The organism is Actinomadura sp. 1N219 (assembly GCF_044326405.1).
Taxonomy (GTDB): Bacteria; Actinomycetota; Actinomycetes; order Streptosporangiales; family Streptosporangiaceae; genus Spirillospora.
On the sequence record NZ_JBIRAY010000026.1, the window covers coordinates 1 to 24,869 of the forward strand.

General features: G+C 69.1%; 23 protein-coding genes and 1 pseudogene. 16 read left to right on the top strand and 8 right to left on the bottom strand.

The window, feature by feature from the left end; translation table 11 throughout:
- Positions 1-345 precede the first annotated feature (345 nt).
- Positions 346-1,218, bottom strand: coding sequence for a pirin family protein (locus ACH35V_RS40480; protein WP_395980198.1), 873 nt, complete (start codon positions 1,216-1,218; stop codon positions 346-348).
- A gap of 90 nt (positions 1,219-1,308) precedes the next feature.
- Between ACH35V_RS40480 and ACH35V_RS40485 the strand changes: the two genes are divergently transcribed.
- Entirely contained in the window at positions 1,309-1,764 is a 456-nt protein-coding gene (locus ACH35V_RS40485; RefSeq protein ID WP_395980199.1) for a MarR family winged helix-turn-helix transcriptional regulator, read from the top strand.
- Between the two features lie 238 nt (positions 1,765-2,002).
- On the opposite strand, the gene ACH35V_RS40490 is transcribed toward ACH35V_RS40485, so the two are convergent.
- Together ACH35V_RS40490 and ACH35V_RS40495 are read right to left on the bottom strand one after the other, a co-directional pair.
- Positions 2,003-2,926 (bottom strand): phosphotransferase family protein, encoded by a 924-nt coding sequence (locus ACH35V_RS40490; RefSeq protein ID WP_395980200.1) that lies wholly within the window; start codon positions 2,924-2,926, stop codon positions 2,003-2,005.
- Between the two features lie 317 nt (positions 2,927-3,243).
- Positions 3,244-3,759 (bottom strand): PucR family transcriptional regulator, encoded by a 516-nt coding sequence (locus ACH35V_RS40495; RefSeq protein WP_395980201.1) that lies wholly within the window; start codon positions 3,757-3,759, stop codon positions 3,244-3,246.
- A gap of 132 nt (positions 3,760-3,891) precedes the next feature.
- Here ACH35V_RS40495 and ACH35V_RS40500 point away from each other — a divergent pair, with 132 nt between their 5' ends.
- Both ACH35V_RS40500 and ACH35V_RS40505 read left to right on the top strand, forming a co-directional pair.
- A complete protein-coding gene (locus ACH35V_RS40500; protein ID WP_395980202.1) occupies positions 3,892-4,182 on the top strand; it encodes a hypothetical protein in 291 nt (96 codons plus the stop codon).
- Positions 4,183-4,246: 64 nt separating this feature from the next.
- Positions 4,247-4,494 (top strand): annotated as a pseudogene (locus ACH35V_RS40505) (transposase); the annotation flags it as partial.
- Positions 4,495-4,740: 246 nt separating this feature from the next.
- Here ACH35V_RS40505 and ACH35V_RS40510 read toward each other — a convergent pair.
- Genes ACH35V_RS40510 through ACH35V_RS40520 form a run of 3 tightly spaced genes read right to left on the bottom strand, consistent with a single transcriptional unit; the run spans position 4,741 to position 7,859 of the window.
- Positions 4,741-5,682, bottom strand: coding sequence for a hypothetical protein (locus ACH35V_RS40510; protein WP_395980203.1), 942 nt, complete (start codon positions 5,680-5,682; stop codon positions 4,741-4,743).
- Positions 5,679-6,905 (bottom strand): MFS transporter, encoded by a 1,227-nt coding sequence (locus ACH35V_RS40515; RefSeq protein WP_395980204.1) that lies wholly within the window; start codon positions 6,903-6,905, stop codon positions 5,679-5,681. Before ACH35V_RS40515 ends, ACH35V_RS40510 begins: the two co-directional genes overlap by 4 nt.
- 48 nt (positions 6,906-6,953) lie before the next feature.
- The gene (locus tag ACH35V_RS40520) at positions 6,954-7,859 is read right to left on the bottom strand and encodes a metallophosphoesterase family protein (RefSeq protein ID WP_395980205.1); all 906 of its coding nucleotides are present in this window, start codon (positions 7,857-7,859) and stop codon (positions 6,954-6,956) included.
- A gap of 268 nt (positions 7,860-8,127) precedes the next feature.
- Here ACH35V_RS40520 and ACH35V_RS40525 point away from each other — a divergent pair, with 268 nt between their 5' ends.
- The 5 genes from ACH35V_RS40525 to ACH35V_RS40545 all read left to right on the top strand — a co-directional run bounded on the left by ACH35V_RS40525 (position 8,128) and on the right by ACH35V_RS40545 (position 13,622).
- The gene (locus ACH35V_RS40525) at positions 8,128-9,309 is read left to right on the top strand and encodes a glycosyltransferase family 4 protein (protein WP_395980206.1); all 1,182 of its coding nucleotides are present in this window, start codon (positions 8,128-8,130) and stop codon (positions 9,307-9,309) included.
- Positions 9,306-10,103 (top strand): DUF2334 domain-containing protein, encoded by a 798-nt coding sequence (locus ACH35V_RS40530; protein ID WP_395980207.1) that lies wholly within the window; start codon positions 9,306-9,308, stop codon positions 10,101-10,103. Before ACH35V_RS40525 ends, ACH35V_RS40530 begins: the two co-directional genes overlap by 4 nt.
- On the top strand, positions 10,100-11,191 hold the full coding sequence (locus tag ACH35V_RS40535; RefSeq protein WP_395980208.1) for a glycosyltransferase: 1,092 nt from the start codon (positions 10,100-10,102) through the stop codon (positions 11,189-11,191). Before ACH35V_RS40530 ends, ACH35V_RS40535 begins: the two co-directional genes overlap by 4 nt.
- Before the next feature lie 251 nt (positions 11,192-11,442).
- Positions 11,443-13,005: an FAD-dependent monooxygenase gene (locus ACH35V_RS40540; RefSeq protein WP_395980209.1), complete on the top strand. Its 1,563-nt coding sequence runs from the start codon at positions 11,443-11,445 to the stop codon at positions 13,003-13,005.
- Positions 13,002-13,622, top strand: coding sequence for an LmbU family transcriptional regulator (locus ACH35V_RS40545; protein ID WP_395980210.1), 621 nt, complete (start codon positions 13,002-13,004; stop codon positions 13,620-13,622). Before ACH35V_RS40540 ends, ACH35V_RS40545 begins: the two co-directional genes overlap by 4 nt.
- 337 nt (positions 13,623-13,959) lie before the next feature.
- Here the strand turns inward: ACH35V_RS40545 and ACH35V_RS40550 are convergent, their stop codons facing one another.
- The gene (locus ACH35V_RS40550) at positions 13,960-14,463 is read right to left on the bottom strand and encodes a TetR/AcrR family transcriptional regulator C-terminal ligand-binding domain-containing protein (RefSeq protein WP_395980211.1); all 504 of its coding nucleotides are present in this window, start codon (positions 14,461-14,463) and stop codon (positions 13,960-13,962) included.
- Positions 14,464-14,661: 198 nt separating this feature from the next.
- On the opposite strand from ACH35V_RS40550, the gene ACH35V_RS40555 reads away from it, so the two are divergent.
- From ACH35V_RS40555 to ACH35V_RS40580, 6 genes are all read left to right on the top strand, one after another.
- On the top strand, positions 14,662-15,069 hold the full coding sequence (locus tag ACH35V_RS40555; protein WP_395980212.1) for an SgcJ/EcaC family oxidoreductase: 408 nt from the start codon (positions 14,662-14,664) through the stop codon (positions 15,067-15,069).
- A 758-nt stretch (positions 15,070-15,827) separates the two neighbouring features.
- Positions 15,828-15,989 carry a hypothetical protein gene (locus tag ACH35V_RS40560; protein WP_395980213.1) on the top strand — a complete coding sequence of 54 codons (162 nt, stop codon included), beginning with the start codon at positions 15,828-15,830 and terminating at the stop codon, positions 15,987-15,989.
- Between the two features lie 92 nt (positions 15,990-16,081).
- Entirely contained in the window at positions 16,082-16,600 is a 519-nt protein-coding gene (locus ACH35V_RS40565) for a hypothetical protein (RefSeq protein ID WP_395980214.1), read from the top strand.
- Positions 16,601-16,728: 128 nt separating this feature from the next.
- Positions 16,729-17,007: a hypothetical protein gene (locus ACH35V_RS40570; RefSeq protein ID WP_395980215.1), complete on the top strand. Its 279-nt coding sequence runs from the start codon at positions 16,729-16,731 to the stop codon at positions 17,005-17,007.
- A gap of 522 nt (positions 17,008-17,529) precedes the next feature.
- Positions 17,530-18,609, top strand: coding sequence for a DUF3500 domain-containing protein (locus ACH35V_RS40575; RefSeq protein WP_395980216.1), 1,080 nt, complete (start codon positions 17,530-17,532; stop codon positions 18,607-18,609).
- A 323-nt stretch (positions 18,610-18,932) separates the two neighbouring features.
- Positions 18,933-19,568: a hypothetical protein gene (locus ACH35V_RS40580; RefSeq protein WP_395980217.1), complete on the top strand. Its 636-nt coding sequence runs from the start codon at positions 18,933-18,935 to the stop codon at positions 19,566-19,568.
- Between the two features lie 120 nt (positions 19,569-19,688).
- Here ACH35V_RS40580 and ACH35V_RS40585 read toward each other — a convergent pair whose 3' ends face one another.
- Positions 19,689-20,336, bottom strand: coding sequence for a class I SAM-dependent methyltransferase (locus ACH35V_RS40585; protein WP_395980218.1), 648 nt, complete (start codon positions 20,334-20,336; stop codon positions 19,689-19,691).
- 1,497 nt (positions 20,337-21,833) lie between these two features.
- Here ACH35V_RS40585 and ACH35V_RS40590 point away from each other — a divergent pair.
- Both ACH35V_RS40590 and ACH35V_RS40595 read left to right on the top strand, forming a co-directional pair.
- The gene (locus tag ACH35V_RS40590) at positions 21,834-23,291 is read left to right on the top strand and encodes a heme peroxidase family protein (RefSeq protein WP_395980219.1); all 1,458 of its coding nucleotides are present in this window, start codon (positions 21,834-21,836) and stop codon (positions 23,289-23,291) included.
- 127 nt (positions 23,292-23,418) lie between these two features.
- Complete coding sequence (locus ACH35V_RS40595; RefSeq protein WP_395980220.1) at positions 23,419-24,642, top strand: LuxR C-terminal-related transcriptional regulator; 1,224 nt, start codon at positions 23,419-23,421, stop codon at positions 24,640-24,642.
- Positions 24,643-24,869 lie beyond the last annotated feature (227 nt).

The following is a 24,869-nucleotide window of genomic DNA, read 5'->3' on the forward strand; positions in this document are numbered from 1 at the left end:
TCGGTCACCGGCAACAACGGTTCAATCGCCGCCCAGGCGGCTTCGGTCAACTCACCACGACGGACCACACACACCATCAAACAAAACACCGCCGCTGTGCGGCGGTGTTTTGTCAGACACGGCCTAGACCGACTTTCTGAACGCAAGGGAGGTAGCTGGGTTGGCGGTCGCCCCCGGCGGCACCTGGCTCGCCCCGCCCCGCAGGCTGGTGAATGCCGCCGCCGATGCGGATGCCTCCAGGCGCGTTCCCCGGCCGAGACGCATGCAAAGCCGGCGTCCTCGGCGAGGCGGAGGAACTGCCGATCGCCGGGCCGGCCCTCTTCATCCGGGAGATGCGATCACCTTTCATCGGTACTGCAGGCGTGCCTGCCGGGGGAGGTCGCCGAATTTGCCGCCGTGGAAGTCACGGAATGCCTGGGCGATCTCGGCCTGAGTGTTCATGACGAAGGGCCCGCCGATGGCGACGGGCTCCCTGATCGGCTCCCCGCTGTAGACCATCACCACGCTCTGCGTCTCACCGTCGGTCGTCTCCAGCGTGATCGACGAAATGGGCACGGCGGGGGCCGGGTCGGACCAGGCGATCTGACCTGCTTCCACGGTGCGTCCAGCGATGGTGACGCGGCCTTGCAGGACGTACAGGAACGCGCGGTCGCGGCCGGGCAGCCGGTGCTCGAACCGCCGGCGGGGCTCCAGGGTGATGATCGCGCCGGAGACGGGCCATTGGTTGATCGCCGGGCCGGCGACACCGTCCGCCTCGCCGGCGATCAAGTCGATCCGGGCGCCGTCGCGCTCGATGACCGGACGCCGTGCGGCGAGCAGGTCCTGGTAGCGCGTGCCCGTTAGCTTGCTGTCCCCGGGCAGGTTGACCCACAACTGGAGGGTGTGCGCCCGCTCGTCCCGGAAGGCAAGTTCGCGGTGGATGATGCCCTGTCCCGCGGTCATCCACTGCACGTCTCCGGCGGCCAGCGCCCCGCCGTTGCCGAGGCTGTCGCCGTGTTCGAGGACACCGTCGAGGACCAGGGTCACGGTCTCCAGGCCGCGGTGCGGATGCCAGTCGTAGCCCGGTGAGGAGAACCAGTCCTCGCCCAGCACCAGGAACGGGTCGGTCAGCTCCGGCCGCTCCGGGCCGAACAACATGTATTTGTCGTCGACCTTCTCGTCGGGACCGAGATGGGTCCTGCTTTCGACGCGTTCGATGCCGCGGCGCACGGTGTCCATCGGTGCCGCCCTCCTCGACGTTGAGTTGATGTGTCACCTCGACGGTACCTCATCGAGTTGATTCATCAACTCAAGGGTAGGATCGATGCCATGCAGGGCCTGACCGAACGCGAGCTCCGCGCATGGCGGACGTCCTTCCAGATGCTGCAGGTGCTGCGGGCGCGCCTCGGGCAGCAGCTCCAGGCCGACAGCGGTCTGTCCAACGCCGAATACTCGGTGCTGGTGCTGCTCTCCGAGGCGCCCGACCGGCGGCTGCGCGCGTACGAGCTCGGCCATGCGGCCGGCTGGGAGAAGAGCCGTACCCACCATCAGCTCACCCGGATGTGCAAACGGGGCCTGGTCACCCGGGAACGGTCCGGCTCCCGCGGCGTCTACGCGGCGCTCACCGAGAAGGGCCTTACCGCGATCAAGGACGCCGCCCCCGGCCACGCCCAAGAAGTCCGGCGCCTGTTCGTCGACCGCCTCACACCCGAAGAGCTCGACCAGTTCGCCGCCATCGCCGCCAAGATCCTCGACAACCTGCAAACTCAACAACCGCCGCAGTAGCTCCACCCGACAAGCCGCCACGCATCCAGCACTCCGCCAGGTACTGAACTTCCCCCTGCGTGGAGATCACCGGTGCTCCTATGGGTGTCAATCGGTGGCGGCAGATTTATGGGGTTGGCGTGTTGGTCTGGTGAGGGCTTGAAGAGTTCGCGGGCGGTGTAGCGCTTGAGGCAGATGGGCCTGAGCGGAATCGGGAGCGCGCCTTGCGCCGCCTGCCGAGCACCGACGCAGGTCACTGTCACACGAGCAGCGTCTCGAGTTCCGGAAGTCGGCCGAACAGTTCGGCAAGGCCGTGCACCCCGTTGCGCACGGACTCGTGCGACAGCGCGAGGTCAGGGCCAGTGCTCGCCTCGACGCCGGCGAGGCACCGCAGGATGTTCCACCTCGTGTGCCCCAGCCAGCCGCCGATCATGAACACGAACCAGCTTGGACCTGACGGCGGCAGAACTCCGCCCCCCGCGACATAGCCGTCGAGAACCGAGCGGAAGATGGCGGGCTTGATGCCGTCGAGGCCAGGTCCCTTCGCGAGGCTCAGCGCGGTCGAGCCGAGCTCACCGGACAGGTCGAGCATCCCCGAGAGCTCCCAGTCGAGCACCACCGGCCGACCCTCCCGAGCCAGCAGGTTCCACGGTTGGATGTCCCTGTGAGTCAGCACGATGGGGCCTGGCCGTTCGCAGGTGTCGACGAAGTGGGCGATCGCGAGGAACTTCTCGATGTGAGAGGCGAGCTCGTCGGCCCACGGCTGTCCGGTCGACGCCGCCCGCTCGGCGAGCTCGGGCCAGTCCCGTGACGCCGGGCCCTCGATCGACACATGGGGCCACGCGACGTCGAGCGCGTGGATGCGCGCAAGGATCTCACCGATCTCAAACGCGTACGCCGCCGACACCGGCGCTTCAGGCACCTTCTCTCCCTCGACCCACCGGTGAACGAGCGTGTGGTGGTCGGCCGAGATCGGCTCTGGCATCGGAATGCCGGTTGCGAAGGCGGCCCGCTCAAACCTGAACACGTCGTCGGCGCGATAGGTCCAGCGGCGGTCGACGAGGTTCAACTCCTTCACCGCGAACGACCCTTGGTCGGTGTCGAGCCGGTACATCCGGTTGGCGAACCCGCCGTGGACGCGGATCATCGGCCCGATCGGCGCGCCGAGATGCGAAAGGTCCACCCACGCAATCTAGGAGCTGGCAGTTCATCGATGCGCCGGACTTTCCCGCGCTGCATGCTCGCGATCACCGCCACGCCGACGAACGGCCACAGCCCGACCATTTACCAAACACACCTTAGATCCCGCTGCAACCACCAATCGCACTATGTCGGCCGTCCGTTGCGGCGGAACGGAACCGGTCGAGGATCGATCGTCCGTGGGAGCCGTGCCTGTCTACGTCGTGACCGCTCCCCGAACCGAGTCCGCGCTGGCCGACCCGTTTCCGTCGCCGACGCCACCGTCGCGGCGCTCAACCAACTCGGTGTCGACGGCCGGCTCTACTTGTCGGCGAGGACGCGAGTGACGGTGGCGGACAGCGTGCGTATGCCGTGGGTGGTGGTGGGGTCGATGCCGGTCAGTTCTCGCGTTCGGCGCAGGCGGTAGTCGAGAGTGCGCGGGTGGACGTAGAGGTGGGTCGCGGTGGCCATGCGCTTCATGTCATGGCGGTAGTAGACGTCCAGGGTGGCCACCAGATCCGGCCCTCGCGAGAGTTGATGGGCGACCTGGCGTAGCCATTGGTCGACCTCGGGCATTTGAGCTGCGCCGAGCTCGACGAACACCTCGGCGATGGTGCTGACCCGGTGGGGGAGGCGCTCGACAGGGGCGGCTTGGCTGATTTGCTGTGCCAGGGATAGGGCACGGGGAAGGGCGGACACGTTCGCGGTGGTGGCGCCGGCGGCACAGGGACGTCCCACGGATTCGGCGAACGCGGCGACCAGCGGCAGGGCGCGTTCGCGGTCCTGGTCCGCGCCGGGCAGCAGCACGACGAACTCCAGCCGGTCTTTCCATTTCATGGGCACCCGGTCCTTGTCGATCAGGATGCCCAGAATCTCGGCGCGGGTGGCCGTCGTTACTGCTGACCGGGCACATAGGGATATGTCTCCGAATGCCGAGTGAATCGATGCCGCCTCATAAGATGCATTCCTATGGCGCCTATTGAGAAAGTCCGCGATAACCTGCCGTTCCCGCCCGCCGACGCGACCGCCGGCGCCGCGGGGCTGGATCTGCGTGCCCGGCGTCTCGGGGTGGAAGACCTCGGTGACCTCGACGCCGCAGGACGCGAGATCGTCCCGCACGGCCTCGATGTCGGAGACGACCAGGTAGAGGCCGTGGCCGAGCCGGGTGCGGCCACGGTGATGGTCGTCCCGAACTGGAAGCCCCGGACGCCGTTGTCGAAGGCGAAGTCGGCGTCGAACCTTCAGCCGAGCATCGCGTAGAACGCCTTGGACCGGTCGGCGTCGGAAAACGGGGGAACGGCGACGGCCTCGAACTTGAGATCGATCCTACGCGGACGCCGGACGGCTCGCCTCGGTGGCCGGGCTGGTGCCCGTGCCCCGTGACTCGGGCCGCCGCACCGGCAACCTGCACCGGCCCAAGCGCTACAGCCGACGCCTGCGACGTGTGTTCTCCCTTTCCGCCCAGTCCAGCATCATCAGACCCGGCCCCAACCGCGACTTCCACCTCAAGAAACGCGCCCAGGCCTCAAGCACACCCAAACCATCATCGCCCTGGCCCGCCGACGCGTCGACCGGCGCCGGTCGCCGAGAATGACCCGGCGTACACCGGGCTCGGTTGCGCTCCTGTCCTCGGGTCCAGCTTTGGGCTCCCGAGAACACCGCGGCCGCCGTCGATCGCGCGTTCGCGGCGCATGGGTGCTCGGATGTGGTGAGGACGAGGTGACTGTAACGCCTGGCCCGTGGGGCGGGCAGGCCTCCGGGCGCGAGTGAGGCACGCGGCCGCGCTCCGGCCACTGAGTGTGGGATGGGCTTGGGATGTCATGGGGGCGGTGACACCGAGCTCGCGTTGTCGAGCAGGGGGCGCGGCTTTCCGGGGCCGGATGCCGGGACGGCCCACGTCCGGTTCGTGCCGTCGTTGAGCTGGAGTGTGTAGGCGATGGTGTGGTCGTCCAGCCAGACGGGCTGGTCGTCGACGCTGCGGGTCTCGGCGAGCGGAGCGGTCTTCAGCGTGGCGAGGGCGAGCGTCGACAGGCGCCAACCGCGTCTGGGGTCGCCGGCGATCGCGGACTTGAAGGCGAGGCGGGTGCCGTCCGGTGACAGGGAGGGGCATTCGACGTTGGGCGCGAGTGTCCGGACCGTGCGGGCGGCGAGGTCTCCCTGGACGAGGTAGCGTCCGCCGCGAGTGGACAGCGTCGCGTAGAACCGGTTGTCGTCGGCGGCGAAGGTGATGCCCCAGAAGTTGACGTCCCGGTTCCGGTAGGGGGCGCCGTCCTTGGTGATCGCGAAGTCCTCCAGGGACGGGACGAGGCGTCCGGTGCGTGTGTCGAGGATGCCGACCCGGGTTGAGAACCCTGTGGTCGCGTAGCTGTGGCCGTCGATGAAGAGCGTCCAGGCGACCATGCGTCCGGAGGCCGACACCCGCAGCCGGTTGGGGAACCCGGTGAGCGGGACGCGCCGCCGCTGGTGCAGCCGGGCGTCCATGACGACCAGCGCGCCCGCGCTCAGCGCGCCGACCGGGCGCAGGCAGGCGACCGTGCCGGCGGCGGCGTAGGCGCGGTCGCACTCCACCGGGGTCACGCGCCGCGATCCCGGTGGGGAGGTGTAGGACAGCCGGCCGTTGGTGAGCAGTTGGAGCCGCCGGCCGCCGGCGGTCCCGCGGCTCTCGGCGGGCGCGGGCTCCGCGCCGCGCGACACCGTGTAGGTGACGGCCACGGCGGCGAGCAGCACGGCCGTGGCCGCCAGGACGATGACGCGGTTCATGGGGTGGCCCTTTCTGGGGCGCGGAGAACGGCGGCGGTCCCGGCAAGGGCGATGACGCTGACGGTGGCGGCGGCCAGCAGCGCGGGACGCGTGCCCCACACCTGCCACGCCACCCCGAACAGCACCGACGAGATCAGGTAGGCCAGCGCCTGCCCGCTCTGCACGAGCGCGATGCCGGTCGTGCGGAGGCCCGCCGGGAGGAGCGGGGCGGCGAGTGCCATCAGCCCGCCGTCGGTCGCGGCGTAGAACGTCCCATGCAGGACGACGACGGCGCCGACGAGCCAGAGCCCGCCGCCGGACGCGAGGCCGAGCAGCAGGTAGGTGGCGGTGAGCGCCAGGTAGCCGCCGAGCACGACGGGGAGCCGTCCGGCCCGGTCGGCGAGCAGGCCGAGGGGCGTGGCGAGCAGGAGGTAGACGCCGCTGGTGGCGACGGCGAGCAGCGGGAACCAGCCGAGCGCGAGGTCCGTGCGCTCGGCGACCAGCAGGTAGGTGAAGCCGTCCCCGATGGTGGCGAGCCCGAGCAGGAACGAGGCCGGGACCAGCCGCCGTGCGGCGGGCCCGCGCGGCAGCTCCCGCCAGCGCAGCGCCTCGCGGGGCGGCCTCGGTCCCGGCGTGTCGCGGACGAACAGCACCAGCACCATGACGCCGAGGAGCGCGACGCAGAAACTCGTCATGATGACCGAGTCGTAGGAGCCGGGCGCGGCGGCCAGGACGGCGAGCGCGACGAGCGGACCGGCGAACGCCCCGGCGGCGTCCATCGTCCGGTGCACGCCGAACGCCCGGCCGAGCCGGTCGGACGGCGTGGACAGGGTGATGAGCGCGTCCCGCGGGGCGGTGCGCAGGCCCTTGCCCGCACGGTCCGCGGTGATGGCGAGGCCTATCCCGACGCCGGAGCCCGCCGCGGCGAGCAGCCCGAGTTTCGCGGCGGCGGACGCGCCGTACCCGAGCAGCGCCACCGGCTTGCGCCGGTCGACGCGGTCGGCCGCGTACCCGCCGACCAGGCGGAGCAGGACGGTCGCACCGGTGTAGAGCCCGTCGATCGCGCCGTAGGCCGCCGGGCTGAACTGGAGCCCGACCACCAGGTAGAGCGGCAGGATCGCGGTGACCATCTCGGCGGACACGTCCGTGATCAGGCTGACGGCGCCGAGGGCCACCACGTTGGCGGCGACCGGGCCCGCGCGGCGATGGTCCCTTGCCGGGCGGTTGAGGGTGGAAAGGTACACGCCGGCTCCTTGGGCGGGCCCGGCGCGTCGCGCGCCGGGCCCTGGACGTCAGTGGCAGTTGGTGGTGCCGCTGTCGGCGTAGCTCTTTCCGGCCTGCGGGACGAACTGCCAGGTGTAACTGCTCGCGTGGAGCGTCAGCTTGAGGACGCCGTAGGTGTCGCTGTTGCGGGCCTGGCTGTTCGGCCGGATGGTGCCGAACGAGTAGTGGCTCGCCCCGCCCATCCCGGCGACGAACTGGCGGATTCCGCGCGCGGAGTCGGCTGCGCCGCTCGGGTTCTGAGGCGCGAACCGCTCGTACTGGTGGTTGTGGCCGGTGACGATGACGTCGGCGTTGCCGTCGTAGAGCGCCTGCACCAGCGGGGCCACGGCGGTGTTCGGCGAGTGGTTGGCGCCGGACGTCCACCGCGGGTGGTGCCAGTAGGCGACGGTGCACGGCCGCGGGTTGGCGGCGAGGTCGGCCCGCAGCCACCGCTCCTGCGCCCCGCCGGCCGCGCAGCCGCCGCTGATCGACCCGCAGTTGGAGTTGAGCGCGACGACGTGCCAGTTGGTGCCGATGTTGTAGGAGTAGTAGCCCTTGGACGGGTCGCCCGCGGCGGAGCCGAAGTACCCGTAGTAGCCGCTGGCCCCGGACGTGTTGTAGTCGTGGTTGCCGGGCGAGGGCCGGGTGCGCGCCTTGTGCCGTCCCCACGTCGGGTTGTAGTAGTTGTTGAACTCGCTGGTCGTGCCGTTGCTGTAGACGTTGTCGCCGGCGGTGAAGACCGTCCCGGGGATGTTGTCGAGCAGCGCCGCGGTGGCGGTGTCGCCGCTGCCGGAGTTGCTGATGTCGCCGGCGCCGACGAGGACCGGATCGGCCGCCGCCGAGGCCGCGCCGCCGGGCAGCGCGAGCGCCGTGATCGACGCGGCGCCGAGAACGCCCGTGAGGGCGATCGCGACCGTGCTCCTGCTTGGGGTCATGTCCACTCCCTTTGCGGTGGAATCGAGCGCTCCGGACGGTAATTTCGCCGTCACACATCGCGGGGTTGCTCTGGCGAGCGGACGCCATCCAGTGGATGAATGACGCCGGAGAACGAAGATCCGTAAAAATCGGGAGTCAGTGATTGGGGCGGCCCGCCGCGTCCGCGGCCACCGCCTCGGCCGGGCGGGTCCAAGGTTTCCGTGTTGTTCGCCTTTTCGGATGCCATGCGCGGCTGGGAGGTCGTACGGCGTGGTCACTCTGTGCGGCGTGAAAGTCGCCATTGTGACCGAGTCGTTCCTGCCGCAGGTCAACGGTGTCACCGGGTCGGTCTGCCGCGTCCTCGAACAGCTCGCCGCGCGCGGGCACCAGGCGCTGGTCGTCGCGCCCCGTCCCGGCTTGACCTCCGGTGGGGAGACGACTCCCCGCGCTCCCCGGAACTGCCCGGAGTCCTACGCCGGAGCCCGGGTGGAGCTCCTTCCCGGCGTCAGGCTCCCCTTCTACTCCTCGGTCGCCGTCGGACTGCCGACCCGGCGGGTCACCGAGGTGCTGCGGGACTTCGCGCCCGACATCGTCCATCTCGCCGCACCGATCGTGCTCGGCGCCTCCGGGCTGGCCGCGGCGGAACGGCTGGACGTCCCGGCCGTCGCGGTGTTCCAGACCGACATCGCCGGGTTCGCCCGGCGGTACGGGCTGCGCGGCACCGACCGGACCGTGTGGTGGTGGCTGCGCCGCCTGCACCGGCGCGCCGACCTGACGCTCGCACCCTCCACCCCGGTGCTCGCCGAGCTCGACCGCCGCGGTGTTCCGCGGCTGTCGCTGTGGGGACGGGGCGTGGACCGGAAGCGGTTCCACCCCGCGCACCGGTCCGCCGGGGTGCGGGCCGCGCTCGCCCCGGACGGCGAGGTCCTCGTCGGATACGTCGGACGGCTCGCCGCCGAGAAACGTCCGAGGATGCTCGCGACGCTGGCCGGCCTTCCCGGAACGCGGCTGGTGCTCGTCGGCGACGGCCCGGAGGAACGCCGCCTGCGCCGCATGATGCCGGACGCGGTGTTCACCGGATTCCGCACCGGGACGGAACTGTCGCAGCTCATGGCGTCCCTGGACGTCTTCGTCCACACCGGCGCCGACGACACGTTCTGCCAGGCGATCCAGGAGGCGCTGGCCTGCGGGGTGCCCGTCGTGGCGGCCGCGGCGGGCGGCCCGCTCGACCTCGTCCGGCCCGGGGTGAACGGGCTGCTGTTCGCGCCCGACGACGGCGACGGCCTGCGAGCGGCCGTGTCCGCGCTGGCCGCCGACGCGGAGCTGCGCCGTCGCCTGGGCAGTGGGGCGCTGGCCTCCGTCGAGGGACGCGGCTGGGACGTCGTGTGCGAAGAGCTGTTCGGCCACTACCGGCAGGTGTCCGGCGGCGCGTGCCCGGCGGCCGTCCACCACGCCGACGATGCCGCATGAACCCGCCGAAGAGCTTCCCGTTCGTGGTGTCCGTGCACGACGTGGCCGCGAGCAGCGCGACGGCCACCCGGCGGTGGCTCGCCGACCTCGACGAGCGCGGCGTGCCCGCCACGCTGCTCCTCATCCCCGGCCCCTTCGGGGGCGGCCCGGCGCTGCCCGGCGACGCCGTCCTGGTCGGGCACCTGCACGAGGCGGCCGCCCGGGGGCACGAACTCGCCCTGCACGGATACCGGCACGAAGGACTCCCCGGCGGCCCGTCCTGGCGGCGCGGTGTGAACCGGGTCCTGGTCAGAGGGGCCGGGGAATTCTGGACGCTGACCGAGCAGCAGGCCCGGCAGCGGCTGCGCGCGGGCATGGACCTGCTGGCGGACGCGGGTATCGAGCCGGCCGGGTTCACCCCGCCGGGCTGGCTGGCGTCCCCCGGCACCCGGCGGGCGCTGGCCGCGCTCGGGTTCGCCTACTGGACGAGCCACCTGGCCGTCCACTGCCTGCCGGACGGACCGTCCTCCAGCCCCCACCCACCACCAATCAATCGACGAGCTCCGCTCGACGGGTCGGTCCGGCGGATGCCCGCGCTGTCCCACCGTCCGGGAGCGGCGGGGGAACGCGCCGGCGCCCGGCTGATGGTCGACGCGGCGAGAACGTTCGCCCGGCTGCGGATGCCGTTCCGGATCGCGCTGCACCCCGCGGACCTGACCCGTCCCGGCCTGCGCCGCGCCGCGCTCGCCGCCGTCGACCTGGCCGTCGCGGCGGGCGGGCGCCCGACGACCTACCAGGCGCTGGTCACGGCATGAGGATCGTGCAACTCGCCAACCTCTACAGCCCGGTGTCCGGCGGGCTGCGCACCGCCGTCGACACGCTCGGCGCGGGCTACGCCGCCGCCGGTCACCAGCGCGCGCTGGTGGTGCCCGGCCGCTCCCACACCTGCACGGAAAGCGAGAAGGGCCTGCTCATCACGGTGCCCGGCGCGTCGGTCGCGCCCGGCTACCGGCTCGTCCTGGACCCGCGCCCGGTACTGCGCGTACTCGCCCGCCTGAAACCGGACGTTGTGGAGGTCTCCGACAAGGCCAGCCTCACGGTGGCGGCCCGCTGGGCCAGGCGGCGCGGTGTCCGCGCAGTGCTGTTCTCCCACGAACGGCTGGACGCGATCCTGGCCCCGCACCTGCCCGGCCGCCTGCCGGTGGGCCCGGTCACCGACCGCTGGAACCGCCGGCTCGCCGCGATGTTCGACGAGGTCGTGACGACCTCGGCGTTCGCCGCGGCCGAGTTCGCCCGGGTGGGGACGCCCCACCTGCATCGCGTCCCGCTCGGCGTCGACCTCGCCGCCTTCCGTCCCGGCGACGACCTCGCCGAACGCTCTGGACCGCTCCGGCTCGTCCATCTGGGGCGGCTCTCCCGAGAAAAACGCCCCGACCTGGCATTGACGACGGTGCGGGAACTACGGCGGCGCGGCGTTCCCGTGCACCTGGACGTCATGGGAAGCGGGCCGCTGCAGACCGCGCTCCGCTCGATGGCCGTCCGGGAGGCACTGCCCGTCCGCTTCCACGGGCACGTGCACCGCCGCGCGGACGTGGCCCGGCTGCTCGCCGCGGCGGACATAGCCCTCGCCACCTGCCCCGTCGAATCGTTCGGCCTGGCAGTCCTGGAGGCGCTGGCCTGCGGCGTTCCCGTCGTCACGGCCGACCGCGGCGCCGCCCGCGAACTGCTCGCCCCCGGCGCCGGAGTCGCCGTCCCGCCCACCCCGCAACGATTCGCCGACGGAACCGAAGAACTCCTCCTCCGCCCGCGTCCCCGCCGCCGATCCGCCGCCCGCACCCGCGCCGAACAGTACCCCTGGGCCACCACGACCACCCGGATGCTGAAGATCCTCCAAGGCCCCTGACCACGCGCTCACCCGTGTCGCCGAGGACCGCGCGGACAGCGGCGTCGGCCACGGGGACCGGCAGTTGCATTTCCCTGGCCTGTCGTCGGCCCACTGCGGTCGAACGTGCGCCTCACCCGACCGGCTGCGGATCGGCCGGGTCTCGGCAGGCGGCCGGGTGAGGGAGCCGGGCTCTCGTCACTGATCCCGGGGGTTGCGTTCGCCGAGCTGCATTGTGATACTCCAAGTATCTGAGATTGTCAGTATCAGAAATGGGTCGCGGGGTGTGCCGGCCATTCTGCGGACGGAGTGTCATGTCTGTTTCCCCGGGTGCCGTCGGTGACAGCGATGTGGTGGTCGTGGGTGCGGGGCCGACGGGTTTGCTGCTGGCGGGGGATTTGGCGTTGGCGGGTTTGTCGGTGCGGTTGGTCGAGCGGCGGCGGGCCGAGATCAGTAATCTCTCGCGGGCCTTGGTGGTCCATGCTCGTACGCTGGAGCAGTTCGATGCCCGAGGCATCGCCGATGAGTTGGTGGCGGGCGGGCATCCGGTCTCCTCGCTGCAGTTGTTTCAGCGGGTGCGGCTGGATCCGTCACGGCTGCCGACGCGTTTCCCGTTCGTGCTGTTCACGCCGCAGTACGAGGTGGAGCGGGTGCTGGAGCGGCGGGCTCGCGAGGCCGGGGTGGCCTTCGTGTACGACACCCGGGTGGTGTCGGTGGAGCAGGACGAGTCGGGTGTGTGCGCCCACGTGGCCCCGGGCGAGGGCGCCGATTCGAGGGGACCGTCCTTCTACCGCGGGTCGTTCCTGGTCGGTGCCGATGGGGTGCACAGCAGTGTGCGGGAGGCTCTGGGCCTGCCGTTTCCGGGTACGACCCTGCTGAGTTCGCTGATCTTGGCGGATGTGCGGCTGGCGCGGGCGCCGGAGCGGGCGTTCACGGTGAACGCGGTGTCGGACGGGTTCTGCCTGCTCACCGAAATGGGGCAGGGCTGGCACCGGATCACCGGGTGGAGCCGCCGACATCAGCTCCCCGATGACGCTCCGCTGGACCTGGCCGAGGTCAAGGAACTGCTGCAGGCCAACTTCGGCACCGACTACGGCCTGTCGGAGTGCCGGTGGAAGTCGCGTTTCCACAGTGACGAGCGCCAGTCGCCGTCCTACCGCGTGGGCCGGGTGTTCCTGGCCGGCGACGCCGCGCACGTGCACTCTCCGGCCGGTGCGATGGGGATGAACACCGGGCTGCAGGATGCCGCCAACCTCAGCTGGAAGCTGGTCGCGGTCATCCGCGATGGGGCCGACGAGCGGCTGCTGGACTCCTACGAGCGTGAACGGCACGCGGTCGGCAAGGTCGTCCTGCGGATGAGCGGGATGCTGGTGCGGGTCGGCGTCCTGCACGCCGGACCGGCCAGGCTCGCCCGTTCGGTGCTGGGCGCCGTGCTCACCCGCCTGCGTCCGGCCACCGACAAGGCCGCCTCCATGATCTCGGGGATCGGCCTCGCCTACCGCGCGGAACGCGGCTCGCACCGCCTGGCCGGCAAACGCGCCCCCGACCTGGAACTCGCCGAGGGACGGCTGTACGAGTTGCTGCGTGGCGGCGAATTCGTCCTGATCACCCCTGACCGCGGCCCCTCGGACACTCCTGAACCCGCAATCGCCACGAGTGTCACCCGCGCACGCTGGAGCCACGACCGGCCGACGATCAACGACAGGCGCACCGGCATCGACAGGCGCACCACCGTCCTGGTCCGTCCCGACGGATACATCGCTTGGGCCGCCGGCAATCCCGGCACCAGGGCACTGCGCGCCGCTCTGACCGCCTGGACCGGAAAGAACAAATGACGAATAACGAGACGATGATCGATGCGAATCCAGGCAAGCGGCTCTCGCTGAACAAGCGTGTGATGACCCGCCGCACCGGCCTGTCACTTCCGGCTGAGCTGCCGTTGCGTTCGTGGGTGGAAATCGGACGTCAGATCGCCGTGATCGCCGATGCGTCGGCGTGGTGGCTGGGTGATTGGCTGCTGTATGGGCAGGCGCGCTATCCGGATCGGTATCAGCGTGCCATCGACCGGACCGGGCTGTCTTACCAGACGCTCCGGAACTATGCGTGGATCGCGCGGCGGTTCCCGGTGTCCCGTCGGCGGGACACGTTGAGCATGCAGCACCATGCCGTCGTCGCCGCGCTGAGCGACGACGAACAGGAGATCTGGCTCGAGCTTGCCGAACGTGAGAGCTGGTCGGTCAACCGGCTGAAGAGCCGGGTGCGCGCCGAACGTTCCCGTCCGGCGCCGGCGAGCGATCCCGTCGTCGTTCTGAAGATGGAGATCGACCCGAACCGGCGGCGGCGCTGGGCGCAGGCCGCCGAGCAGGCCGGGTCCGACCTCGCCTTCTGGGCCACGCAGATCCTCGACCAAGCCGCCCTGCGCACCCTCCACACCCGCCCCGACCCCGACTGAAACATCGCAGAGCGGCTTGCGGTCACCGCGAATCGTGCTTTCTCCGGAGCAGCCACAAGCCGCAGACCACGGCCAAGGTGACCAAACCTAGAAAGGCCGCGAAGTACCAGGACCTGTTATTCGCATAGACCTGGTCCAGAAGCGTAAGTATTGCGCCGGCGATACACAACACGACCACATAGAGCATCCTTTTCTGCATGGGCAGAGCATACCGTCGGTGAAAAGGACTGCCAACAAAAGCAGGAACGCGCCGGAATGCGCCCGCGGATTGGTTCCCACCACGGGGGCGGCGCGTCCCTCGATGCTCGGACCTTCCGGCGTTCGGGTGACCGCGTGCTCATCGTGTGAAGCCGCGCAAGAGTGCCTGGAGCAGTTGTTCGGGAGGTGGCTGCGGGATGCCGAGGAGGCCGCGGTAGATGGTCAGGCCGACGAGCATGTCGGAGAGCAGCGTCAGGTCGGCGTCGGGGGACAGTTCGCCTCTGGCGAGGGCCCGGTCGTAGATCGCGCCGCCGCGTGCCGTCCGGTTGCGCATGGCGGTGCGGATGATCTCGGCGACGGCGGGGTCCCGGCCCGCCTCTCCGAAGACCTGCCGGGTTTGCCCGGCGAGCTCGGGTGAGTTCCAGATGGCGAGGGTCTCGGTGACGATCACGAGCAGATCGCCTTCCAGCGTGCCGGTGTCGGGGGCGGTGGGGACCTGGGCGTCCATGGCGACGGCGAGGGCGTCGAGCAGTATGTCGCGCTTGGTCGCGTAGCGGCGGAAGACGCTGGCCCTGCCCACCCCGGCGGTCGATGCCACCTCGTCCATGGTGAACGAGGGCCCCTTGGTCACCAGCAACGTCACCGCCGCCTGCTTGATGCGCGCGTCGACATCCGGATCGGGTTTACGCCCGCGAGGCTTCACCGCGACACTCCAAATATCAGAAACTCTCAGTCTCGGAATAGAACACGAGACTACTGACGTTCCACCACCTCAACGTGGCCCGCGAGGCCGGCCGCCCGAGTTTGGCCTCACGACCGCTCGTCGCAGCAGACTGGCCCCATGACCGATGAACCGAAGGACCACGAGACGGAGCTGGCGGCGATCCGGAAGCTGGTGACCGAGGTCGAACGGGTGCAGCAGAACGAGCTCGTCGACGAGTTCGTCGCCCTCTTCCGCGAGGATGCGATCTGGACGACCGGGCACGGCAAGCGCCTCTTCGGCCGCGAGGCGATCGCCGAGTTCACCGCGAAGGTGCTCCCCGGATCGAGCGTGCGCGGCAAGGCGACCTACGAAGTGGAGCACGTCCAGTTCATCCGTCCGGACGTGGCGGCCGTGAAGGTGCGCCAGCGGTACTTCACCAACGACGGAGCCTTCGACAGCGAAGGCACCCCCATGTACGTCATCTCCCACGAGGACGGCCGCTGGCTCCTGACCGCGAACCAGAACACACCCGTCGTCACCGACTGATCCGCCGGGTGGACGGGCAAATCGAGCGAGCCCCGTCCACCTGGCAGCCGATGAAGAGGAGCATCGCGACCGGCCCGGTGAGGATCATGCAGATCTACAAGGGCACCAACCAGACCCAGCGCATGGTCATGGCCCGCCGTACTCGGTGAACGCGACCCGGGCATCGGTGATCGCAGCGCGACACGTTCGCTGTTGAGCGCCCTCATAAGCCACCGGGCAAGGCTATCGGCGGAAGCGGCGAAGACGGCCCAGGGCACCTGCCGGCCGTTAAGCTCCAAGGCCGTCGAACTACACCATCAGCGCAAAGCTAACGGTGACACCAACAAAGCCGGTCAAACTCGAGGACGTCCATTCTTCACCTGACTGATGGCCGGTGCGGGCTCGATGATCGGGCAAAAGGGCAAAGTGGAATGCAGATCATTTGAGTCCACGTCACCGGCCTCAGCGACATCCACCACGAGTCTGATGTGCTGCACCTGGCGCATCAGCGCTCCACCATCGGGCCGACGCCACAGGCGCCCGCCCGATTCCTGTTCTCCACACCAGCCTCTCCTCGACGACATTGAGCGCGTCCGCCACCGCCTGACGGCCTCGATCGGGCCGTTCGCCACCGGTGCGCGCCGTTGTTGTGCCTTGGCGTGCTCGCCGCGTGTCGGACGCTTGCATGCGGTCCAGTTCACCGGCGGTGTCGGGGTCAGTTCGAAGCGCTTCTCCAAATCCAGGGCGGCCTACCGTGGCCGGAGGTAGTCGTTCCCCAGGTGGGGGAGCTTGCCGTCCATGCGCCGCAGCGTCGCGACGATGTGGATGTGGTCGTCGGCGTGGCGGAGCGCGATCCATCGGCACCCGGCCGGGTCGCCTTTCGGGGCGATTCCCGCCGCATGACCAGCTCCGACAAGGGCAAATGCGGCCTCACGGATTGATCGGCTTGATCACCGGGATGCAATGGCACCCAATCATAGATACTGACTATTTCGTGGATTTGTCGGCACAGACCGGCGGTATCCTTGCTCGGATGGCTGACTCGAACAATATTCATCCGACCCGGATGGTACGGGTAGACCACAGGTGTGCGGAGATCGATGAGGCGTTGGCGCCGGTCGTGGAGGCGCTGTGGCGCAACGGGTTCGAGACGCTGACCAGTTGCCAGGACGTAGGAGAGAGCAATGCGGCGTGGGCAGACCGGCTTCCGCATATGACCGCATACGTTGCATCACGCAGAGGTTGGGCGTTCATCGACTTCCCCTTGGACAGCGGACTTGCGTTCCTGACCGCGATCGCGAAGGCCGGCCCCCGAGATGCCTTTTACGTACGGATGGTTCATTGGGCCGCACCCGATTCCTGGCAAGTGTCGAGCCGACCGTTCGATGCCGCGGTGCTGGATCAGACCCGCGAGTCGGACTTCGGCGTGCGAGTGCTGCACGTCTGTTTCCCGATGTACGACCTCGCCGAGATCTTTCGCCGACTCGAACGCTACGAATCCGGCGCTCTGGTCGAGCCTGCTCCTATTGACCAGACCTCTCTAGGGTGTTGAAGCCCGCCAACTGGACAGCTCGATCGTGCTGACCTAGGAAACCTCAGCTTCCAACTTCGGTACGCCCCGCTCTTCCTGACCCGGCGCGCAGCTCAAAATGTCCCTGAGAACGTACTGCACCGTCGACGATGCGGCTCGATGCGTGGCAGGTCGTGTTCGATGTCTGCGGCGCCGACGCCGCGATTGCTGGGTTGCTGCCCGACGGCATGGGCGTACCCCGCGACCGTGACGGCTCCGAGCTGGCGCTGGCGGACGTGGCGGGCACTTTGTGGGGGCTGCGCCGCCAGTCCGGCGCCGGTGAGCATCGCGCGCTGCAGGCGGTCCTCGCGACCTGTGGGACGAGGTCGACGACGCCTAACGGCGGTGGAGGGATTGGGGCCGCACCGAGCGGGATCGGTTCGGCCTGACCGTCGCCCGTAATGGGCAGGCGCTGTGGCTCGACGATCCCGCCGACGTCCTCACACCGTAAGGACCACCACAACAGACCTACTGGAATCCTTGGCCTTCCAAAGGCCACCTAGAGAGTCCGAATCAGCACCCTCCTCCGTCAGGATAAGAGTGCTGCTTTCGCTTCGGGGGTTCGTTGCCCAGTCCCGCGCTGCCGTCTCCGATGAGCCGTGCCGCATCCTTCCAGGCTGTCTGCGAGCCACCACCCACCTGCGTGTCTGGTCTCCGCTGCAAGGCATGCAGCTCCCCAAACGGTTCCCTTGCGCCGCGGCCAGTAGTGGGAGTCCAGGTCGGCGTCCCCGCGCTTAAGCCCCTCCGGCTGCGCAGGGGACCCAAGTCGCCACTCCTTGATTGTCAGCTGCCAGAATGGCCGCATGGCATCGATGTTCGAGTCTGTGCAATCGTTGCCTCCATTCACCCGCCCCCGGGGCAACGCCGAGCGCTGGACGGGTTGTGGGGTTGTGCAGGCTTAGAGACCGGGGATGGACACAGTGAATGACCTGTCGCTGACTGCTCCTGAGACCGCGAGCGCGATGGCCGAGGCCGCAGCCGCCTTCCTTGCGGCACTGACCGAGGCGCAGCGCGACAAGGTGGGTTTCGACTTCGCCGATGAGGCTCAGCGGCGCGACTGGTCGTTCCTGCCCGCCAGGCAGCGAGACGGCTTGCCGATCGGCGCGCTCGACGAGGTGCAACGCAAACTGGCGCACGAGTTGATCGTGTCGGGTACGAGCATGCCCGGCTACGCCAAGGTCGTCTCGGTGATCGCCATGGAGCATGTGCTCCGCGCGCTGACCGCGGCGAAACGTCCGGCGAGCGCGGACCTGTTCGACCCGGGACGGTACTGCTTCAAGGTGTTCGGCCGCCCCGGTGACGCCGGCGCGTGGGGATGGCAGCTCGCCGGGCATCACGTTTCGCTCAACTTCACCGTGGTGGACGGACGTTACGTCTCTCCCACCCCGTCCATGCTCGGCTCGCAGCCGGCCACCTTCGGCACACTCGCCCCGCTCGCCGATGACGAGGAAGCCGGCTACCGCTTCGTCAACTCCCTCGACCCCGCGCAACGCGCCTCCGCGATCATCCACCATCGACCGCCGCCGGATCTGGCGACCCGCATCACACCCAAGATCGGTCACCTCGAGCGGCCGGATCCGGTGTTCGCGCCCGAACCCGACTACGTGCTCAGCGAGGCCGAGCGCGACATCCTCAGCTACGTGCGCGACGACCCGCGCGGGCTGCCCGGAAACGCGTTGCGCGAGGACCAGCTCAGCGCCCTGTTCGACATCGTCGAAGCGTTCGCCGGTCGGCTGCCGTCGGACGTGGCGGCAGCGCAGCTCCGCAACATCGAGCGCGCCGGCCTGCAGAACCTGGTGTTCGCCTGGGCCGGCGGCACCTCACCCGGAGACCGGCACTACTTCCGTATCCAAGGACCGGTCCTGCTGATCGAACACGACAACTCCCAAAACAACGGCGCCCACATCCACTCGGTCTGGCGCAACCCCGCCGACGACTTCGGCGACGACATCTTGGCCGAGCATTACCGTCAGCACCACATGACGCCTTAGAACCAGTACTACCGCCCAGACACCAGCCCGTCCCAGGCTAATCCCTGTCCGTGAGGGGGTCGGCATGGCTGTCAGGCAAGTCAGCGTGCCGGATCGCGACCACGTCGCCAACGATCTGCCGAGTCCCGGTCAAACCGAAGCATCAACGCCCTCTTCCGCCGCGGACAGCGCCAGCTTGGCCTCGATCGAACTCGGCCGCCGGCGGTGACCACCGGTCGTCGGCGAATCTGATCGACGACCGGTCGTGGCGGCCGTCCGGGTTGTCGTTCCTGCTCCGGGCGGCCTCCTGCGACTCGCCTAGCATGATCTATTGGGTGACCTGCATGAAGTTGCAGAAGGAGAGGCCCATCACCCGGGAGGGAACGATGCTGTTCAGGCGGGAGGTCCTTGAGGGGATCGCGGGCGGACGGATCGACCGGGTGTTCCGGGTGTGGGCCGAGCCCCGGGTTCGCGCGGGGAGCACCCAGCGCACCTGGGCGGGGATCATCGTCATCGACTCGGTCACGGCCGTCACCCCCGAGGAGATCACCGAGGAGGACGCCCTGCGTTCGGGCTTCAAAAGCCGCGCGGCGCTGCTGACCGCCCTGTCCAAGAGCACCAAGGAGGGCGGCTACCACCGCGTCATGCTCCATCTGGGCGGCCCCGACCCCCGATCAGAGCTGGCCGGGAACGCCGACTTGACCGACCAGGAACTGGCCGACCTCAAAGCCGCCCTGGACGCCGTCGACACCCGCAGCCGCCGCGGCCCCTGGACCCGCGAGGTCCTGCGCCTCATCGAGGAACACCCCGGCCTGCGCGCCCTGGACCTGGCCGAACGCATGGACCGCGACAAACTCCCTTTCAAGGCCGACGTCCGCCGCCTCAAAGCCCTCGGCCTCACCGAAAGCCTGGAGACCGGATACCGCCTCTCCCCGCGCGGCGAGGCCCTCATGGCCTACCTACGGTCCCTGACCGAATGATCCATCCCGGGGGCTGTGTCAGCCCTGACATCCCTCTCTTGCCGCCGCCGGTCGGACGCGCTGACCGGCAGGTAGACGCGCTGGCCGGTAGGTAGTAGCGGGCAAGCCCGCTGGCGGAGGTTACCGGGACGGCGCTGCGGGGCGGCGGGCGAACAGGATCGCGCCCGGCTTCGGCTCGTCCGGGTTCAGCAGGTGCTGCGCCTCTATGCTGAAGCCCGCCTCGCGGAGCCAGTCGGCCACGCGGGACGGCTGGCGGTAGTGCACGTACGCCTGGACGGGCTGGTCGCCGTCAGCACTCGTCTCGATCTTTGACTCGTCGCCGACGTGGAAACCTACGGCCAGCACCCCGCCCGGCCGCAGGACCCGGTGGAACTGTCCGAGCACGCCCGGCACCGCCTCGTCCGGGATGTAGATCAGCGACCACCACGCGAGCACACCGGCCAGAGAGTCGTCGGGGAGCTCCAGGTCGGTCATCGAACCGACCTCGAACCGCGCGCCGGGGTGCTCGCGGCGGGCGATCTCGATCATCGCGGGTGACAGGTCGATGCCGAACGCGTCCGCGCCCAGCTCCCGCAGCAGGGCGGTGGTGTGCCCCGGCCCGCAGCCCACATCGGCGACGGGCCCGCCGTCGATCGCGCGGACCAGGTCGGCGAACAGCACCACCCCCGCGCGAACGTGGAGCAGCCTGTCGAGCAGGTCCCGGGTCTGGTCGGCGTAGCCGGCCGCGAGGGCGTCGTAGACGTTCCGGGCATCGGTCAACCAGGTCATCAAAGCACCGTAGCCCTTCAAATTACTTGAGTCGTAGACGTTGCCGCCGAATGACCCGCGCTCCATGGGCTCGGCGCTCAGGTGTTCTGACGACACTAGGCTAATCCCGGAGCGTTTGCCCCGGGGCGGACCACGGGCCCTCCCGGAAGACTTGGGTGAATCGTTCGCGGACGGTGCTCCGGACCTCGGCTCTAGCAAGACGGAGGATCGGATACCAGCAATATTCCCTGACTGTTGGGTGATGCGAGGCGTCTGGGCACATCAGTACCGCGATGACCCGAATGGGCCAGAGGAGCCGCTCAAGGTCTCCGCCGGCCAGTACCGTCGCCAAGCTGCCGGCACCCGATACCGCGACGACGCTTGCGAGCACATATCGCCAGGCCCAATGAACTGCGGATCCGATCGCTCCCGCATGGCGCAACGTATCCGGCAACGCCTGCTTATCTTGCTGCTGGAAAACACTCTCCACCGTTCGGAATAACTGTCCGCGCAGATTCTCGTACTGTGTGATCGCACACGCCATCTGCGCAAGTAACTCACACCAGAAATGCGTCTTTCGAGCCCATTGTTGAAACTCATTCATTAGATTCGGGCCGAGGCGTTCGCCAACCCTGCGCAAGACTAGGCCTTGCGTAGGGGCATCCATGTCGTCGAACGCAACCGCCTGCGTCGTCATAGCGCAATTGAGCAGCCCGCGGTCACGATGCAACCAGTGGACGACCTCCGCTTGTGCACAACCAATCACGGCCTGGCCGCGGGTGAGCCTTGTGGGCCTCGCGCTCTTCGGGTCCCACTCGTCCTCTCGCAGGCTCACAAACGCAAGCACACCATCAAGTGACCCGTCTGCGATCTTGAAGGCCCCCGGCAGCCATGTCTAGCGCCACCACATGCGCATACACAACCAGGAAGTCTAGCCTCAGCACAACTCCAGTTGTGGGCCACGAGATCCTCCAGAAGTTTGATCGGAAACCGCATCATCCAAGTCAGTGAGCATGTGCGTAAGTCTTTGGTTGGTGAGACATGTCTGCGCTAAAAGGCGCCCATCGTCCAGGGCATGCGGTTGTACCTGGACCATCTAGGGTCGGTCGCTGCTCCTCGGCACCGGCGTCTGGGTCGCTCGCCCATGCCGCGTGTGGTCGCTCTGGACCTGCGCCCGATACCGGCGCACCGTCACCCCGAGGCTGGTTTGCCGATGTGCGGATGGTGAGGATCGATCGGTTCTGTACGGCGCGTCGGCACACGTAACCACCAGGGGAACACGAATCCACCAGGTAGGGCCAAACCCCCTGGGTGAATAGGTATCCCCTGGGATCATTGCCTCCGTTTCCTCTGGGCCGCAAACTTCGCGACTACCAAAGTCGATTGGCCAGGAGGCTCGAAATGGGACCCTCGAATGGGAACCCCGAAAGAGCAGGCCGAGGGTTCAACCAGGGATCCGGCGGGGGACTCAGCAGAAGGGCCTTCCTGGGGGGCGCGGGGGCCACGGCCGTCACCGTCATGACATTCGACCCGGCCGGCGTGAGCGCGGCGGCGGCGCGTGCCAGAGCCGAGGGGACGCTCGCCAACAACTTCGGGCGGATCTTCCAGCTGCCGCCGTTCGCCGAAGCCAACGACCGGGTGCGGGCCGGCCTGCTCGAGATGGGGGAGAAGGGCGGGCTGCTCGATGCCAAGGACCCCTTGCAGGAGGGGCCGATCCGGCTGATCACCAACCCTGAGCTCAGCCCGGACAACGTCGACAACCCGTTCCAGACGGCGGGCACCACGTTCCTGGGGCAGTTCCTCGACCATGACATGACGTTCGATCAGACGTCACGACTCGGCGTGCCGACTCCGCCGGAGACTTCACCCAACACCCGCACCGCGGTGTTCGACCTCGACTCGGTCTACGGCCGGGGCCCGGCGTCCGACCCGCAGTTCTACGACCCGGCCGACCGCGACAAGTTCAGGGTGGAGAGCGGCGGCCTGTTCGAGGACCTGCCGCGCACCGACGGCGCCACCGCGATCATCGCGGACGAACGCAACGACGAGAACCTGATGATCTCCGGCCTGCACGCGGCGTTCCTGCGCTTCCACAACCGCGTGGTGGATCGGACGCGCGCGCAGGGTGTGCCACCGGCCCTGGTCTTCGCCACCGCCCGCCGCACCGTCACCTGGCACTACCAGTGGATCATCCTGCGCGAGTTCCTGCCGCAGATCGTCGGGCAGCCGCTGATCGACCACGTCCTGCGCTTCGGCCGGCAGTTCTACCGGCCGCCCGGCGCGGCCTACATCCCGGTGGAATTCCAGATCGCCTACCGGCTGGGGCACAGCATGGTGCGCCCCTCGTACCGGGCCAACCTGGCCGGCGACGACGGGCAGCCGTTCTTCGGGTTCATCTTCGACCCGGCCGGCGAGGGCCAGGCCGACCCGGTCGACCTGCGCGGCTTCTCCCGGGCCCGGCGGCGCTTCATCGGCTGGCAGACGTTCTTCGACTTCGGCGACGGCGAACTGAAGCGCAACAAGCTGATCGACGCCAAGGTCTCGACGCCGCTGTTCGACCTGCCGCTGCCCGCCATCCCGGGGCAGACCGCCCCGACCGCCCTTCCCCAGCGCAACCTGCTGCGGCACCTCACGTGGTCGCTGCCGTCGGGTCAGCGACTCGCCCGCACCATGGGCATCCCGACGATCGACACCCCCGAGCTCGCGACCTTCGGCATCGGCATCGAGAACAGCGCCCCGCTCTGGTACTACGTCCTCAAGGAGGCGCAGGCCCTGGGCGACGGCCGGCTGATGACCGGGGTCGGCGCCCGGCTCGTCGGCGAAGTCTTCATCGGGCTGCTGCAACTCGACCCGCAGTCCTTCCTGCGGGTCGAGCCGAACTGGCGGCCCACCCTGCCGAGCCGCCGCGCGGGCGATTTCCGCATGGTGGACCTGCTCACGTTCGCGCAGGTGGACCCGTCGAGCCGCGGCCAGTAGCGACGCGTCCCGCGTCTTTTCAGGCGTTCAATTCCCGGTTGTGAAATTTCGGTTCCCAGCGAATGGTGACAAGCCGTCCAGAAGCGCCAAAATCCAGATAAGCGTCGGAACAGAATGCTCCAGATCCATGGCCGGTACTCGGGTCGCTTTGCGGTCGTCCGACCGTCTGCTGCGGGAGGCGGTCGCCGACTCACTGTCCACGCTTCCGGACGTGATCGTGACCGGCGCCACCGACCGGTTCTCCGATCTGCTCACCTTGTGCGGGCTGCGGCGCACCGACGTCGTGCTCGTCGACATCGGCCTCCGGTTCGGGGAGGAAGAGACGGCGGGCGTGCTCGCGCTGCGGTCGCTGAGCAGCGAGCTGGCGATCGTGCTGACCTACGAGCGGCTCTCGGCGGAGGCCACCCTCGCGGCCGCCCACGCGGGTGCGACCCGGCTCGTCCCGCACTCCCGAGGCCTCCACGCGCTCGTGGAGGCCGTGCTGGAGGGCCCGGCGCCGGTGGACCGCCACCCCGGGCCGGCGGTCCTCACCGACCGGGACCGGCAGGTCCTGTCACTGATCAGCACCGGCTTCAGCGTCCGCGAGATGGCCTCGCTCATCGGCGTCTCCGAGGCCACCGTCCAGAACCACAAGCGGCGGATCTTCGCCAAGCTGGACGTGCACAGCCAGACCCACGTCGTGGCACGCGCCGCCCGCATGGGCCTGCTCCAGACCCCGCCGTACACCGGCCCGGCGCCGGGCCGACCCGGTCGCTCCCTGGTGGTCGTGGTCATCGGCACCGGCTGCGACGTCCGGCACAGCGTGGTGCTGACCCTGATCAGGCACGCGGTGCCCGTGCTGGTGCTGGGCCCCGACATCCCGTCGGAGGAGGACGAGCTGATCCGGCTGCGCAACGGGGCAATCGCCGTCCTCGTCGACGGCACCGCCGCCGACTGGCGCGCCACCCGCCTCCTCGGCACCCGCACCGTCGTGGTGATCAGCCCGTACGAGCACGCGACCATCGCCGGGGAACTCCTCCGCGGCGCGGACGCGGTGGTGGGCGCGCACGACGTCTCCGAGCAACTGACCCACGTCATCGCGCTGGCCGCCCAGAGCTACGCGACCTCGGAGGCCGCCCGCGCCACGCCGGCCCGCTCCCACGTGATCCGCTCCGACATCACTCCGCGCGAGCTGGACATTCTCCGCTCCATAGCGCTGGGCCATTCGGTACGCCAGACCGCCGCCGCACTCGGCATCACCAGCAAGACCGTGGAGAACACCCAGGCCAGGCTCTTCCGCAAGCTCTCCGTCCGCAACCGAGCCGAAGCCCTCGCCGTCGCCTACTCCCTGGGCTTGGTCATGGAGGAGTAGCCCCCCATAGCGGCGGCGCCACCAGGCCGAACTCGTAGGCGAGGACTGGCAACCACGACAAGGGCATCACCGTGATCAAAATGACCCCGTGGTGCCTGGTCACCCCAACCGGCTCATGGCGGCGGGACGGGCTCCTGCACAAGGAGTCGGCGGACTGACCGGGCCCGTGGCGCCACGGGGCCCAGTTGCGCAGGGTCTCAACAATGCACCAAACAACATCCGCTCAT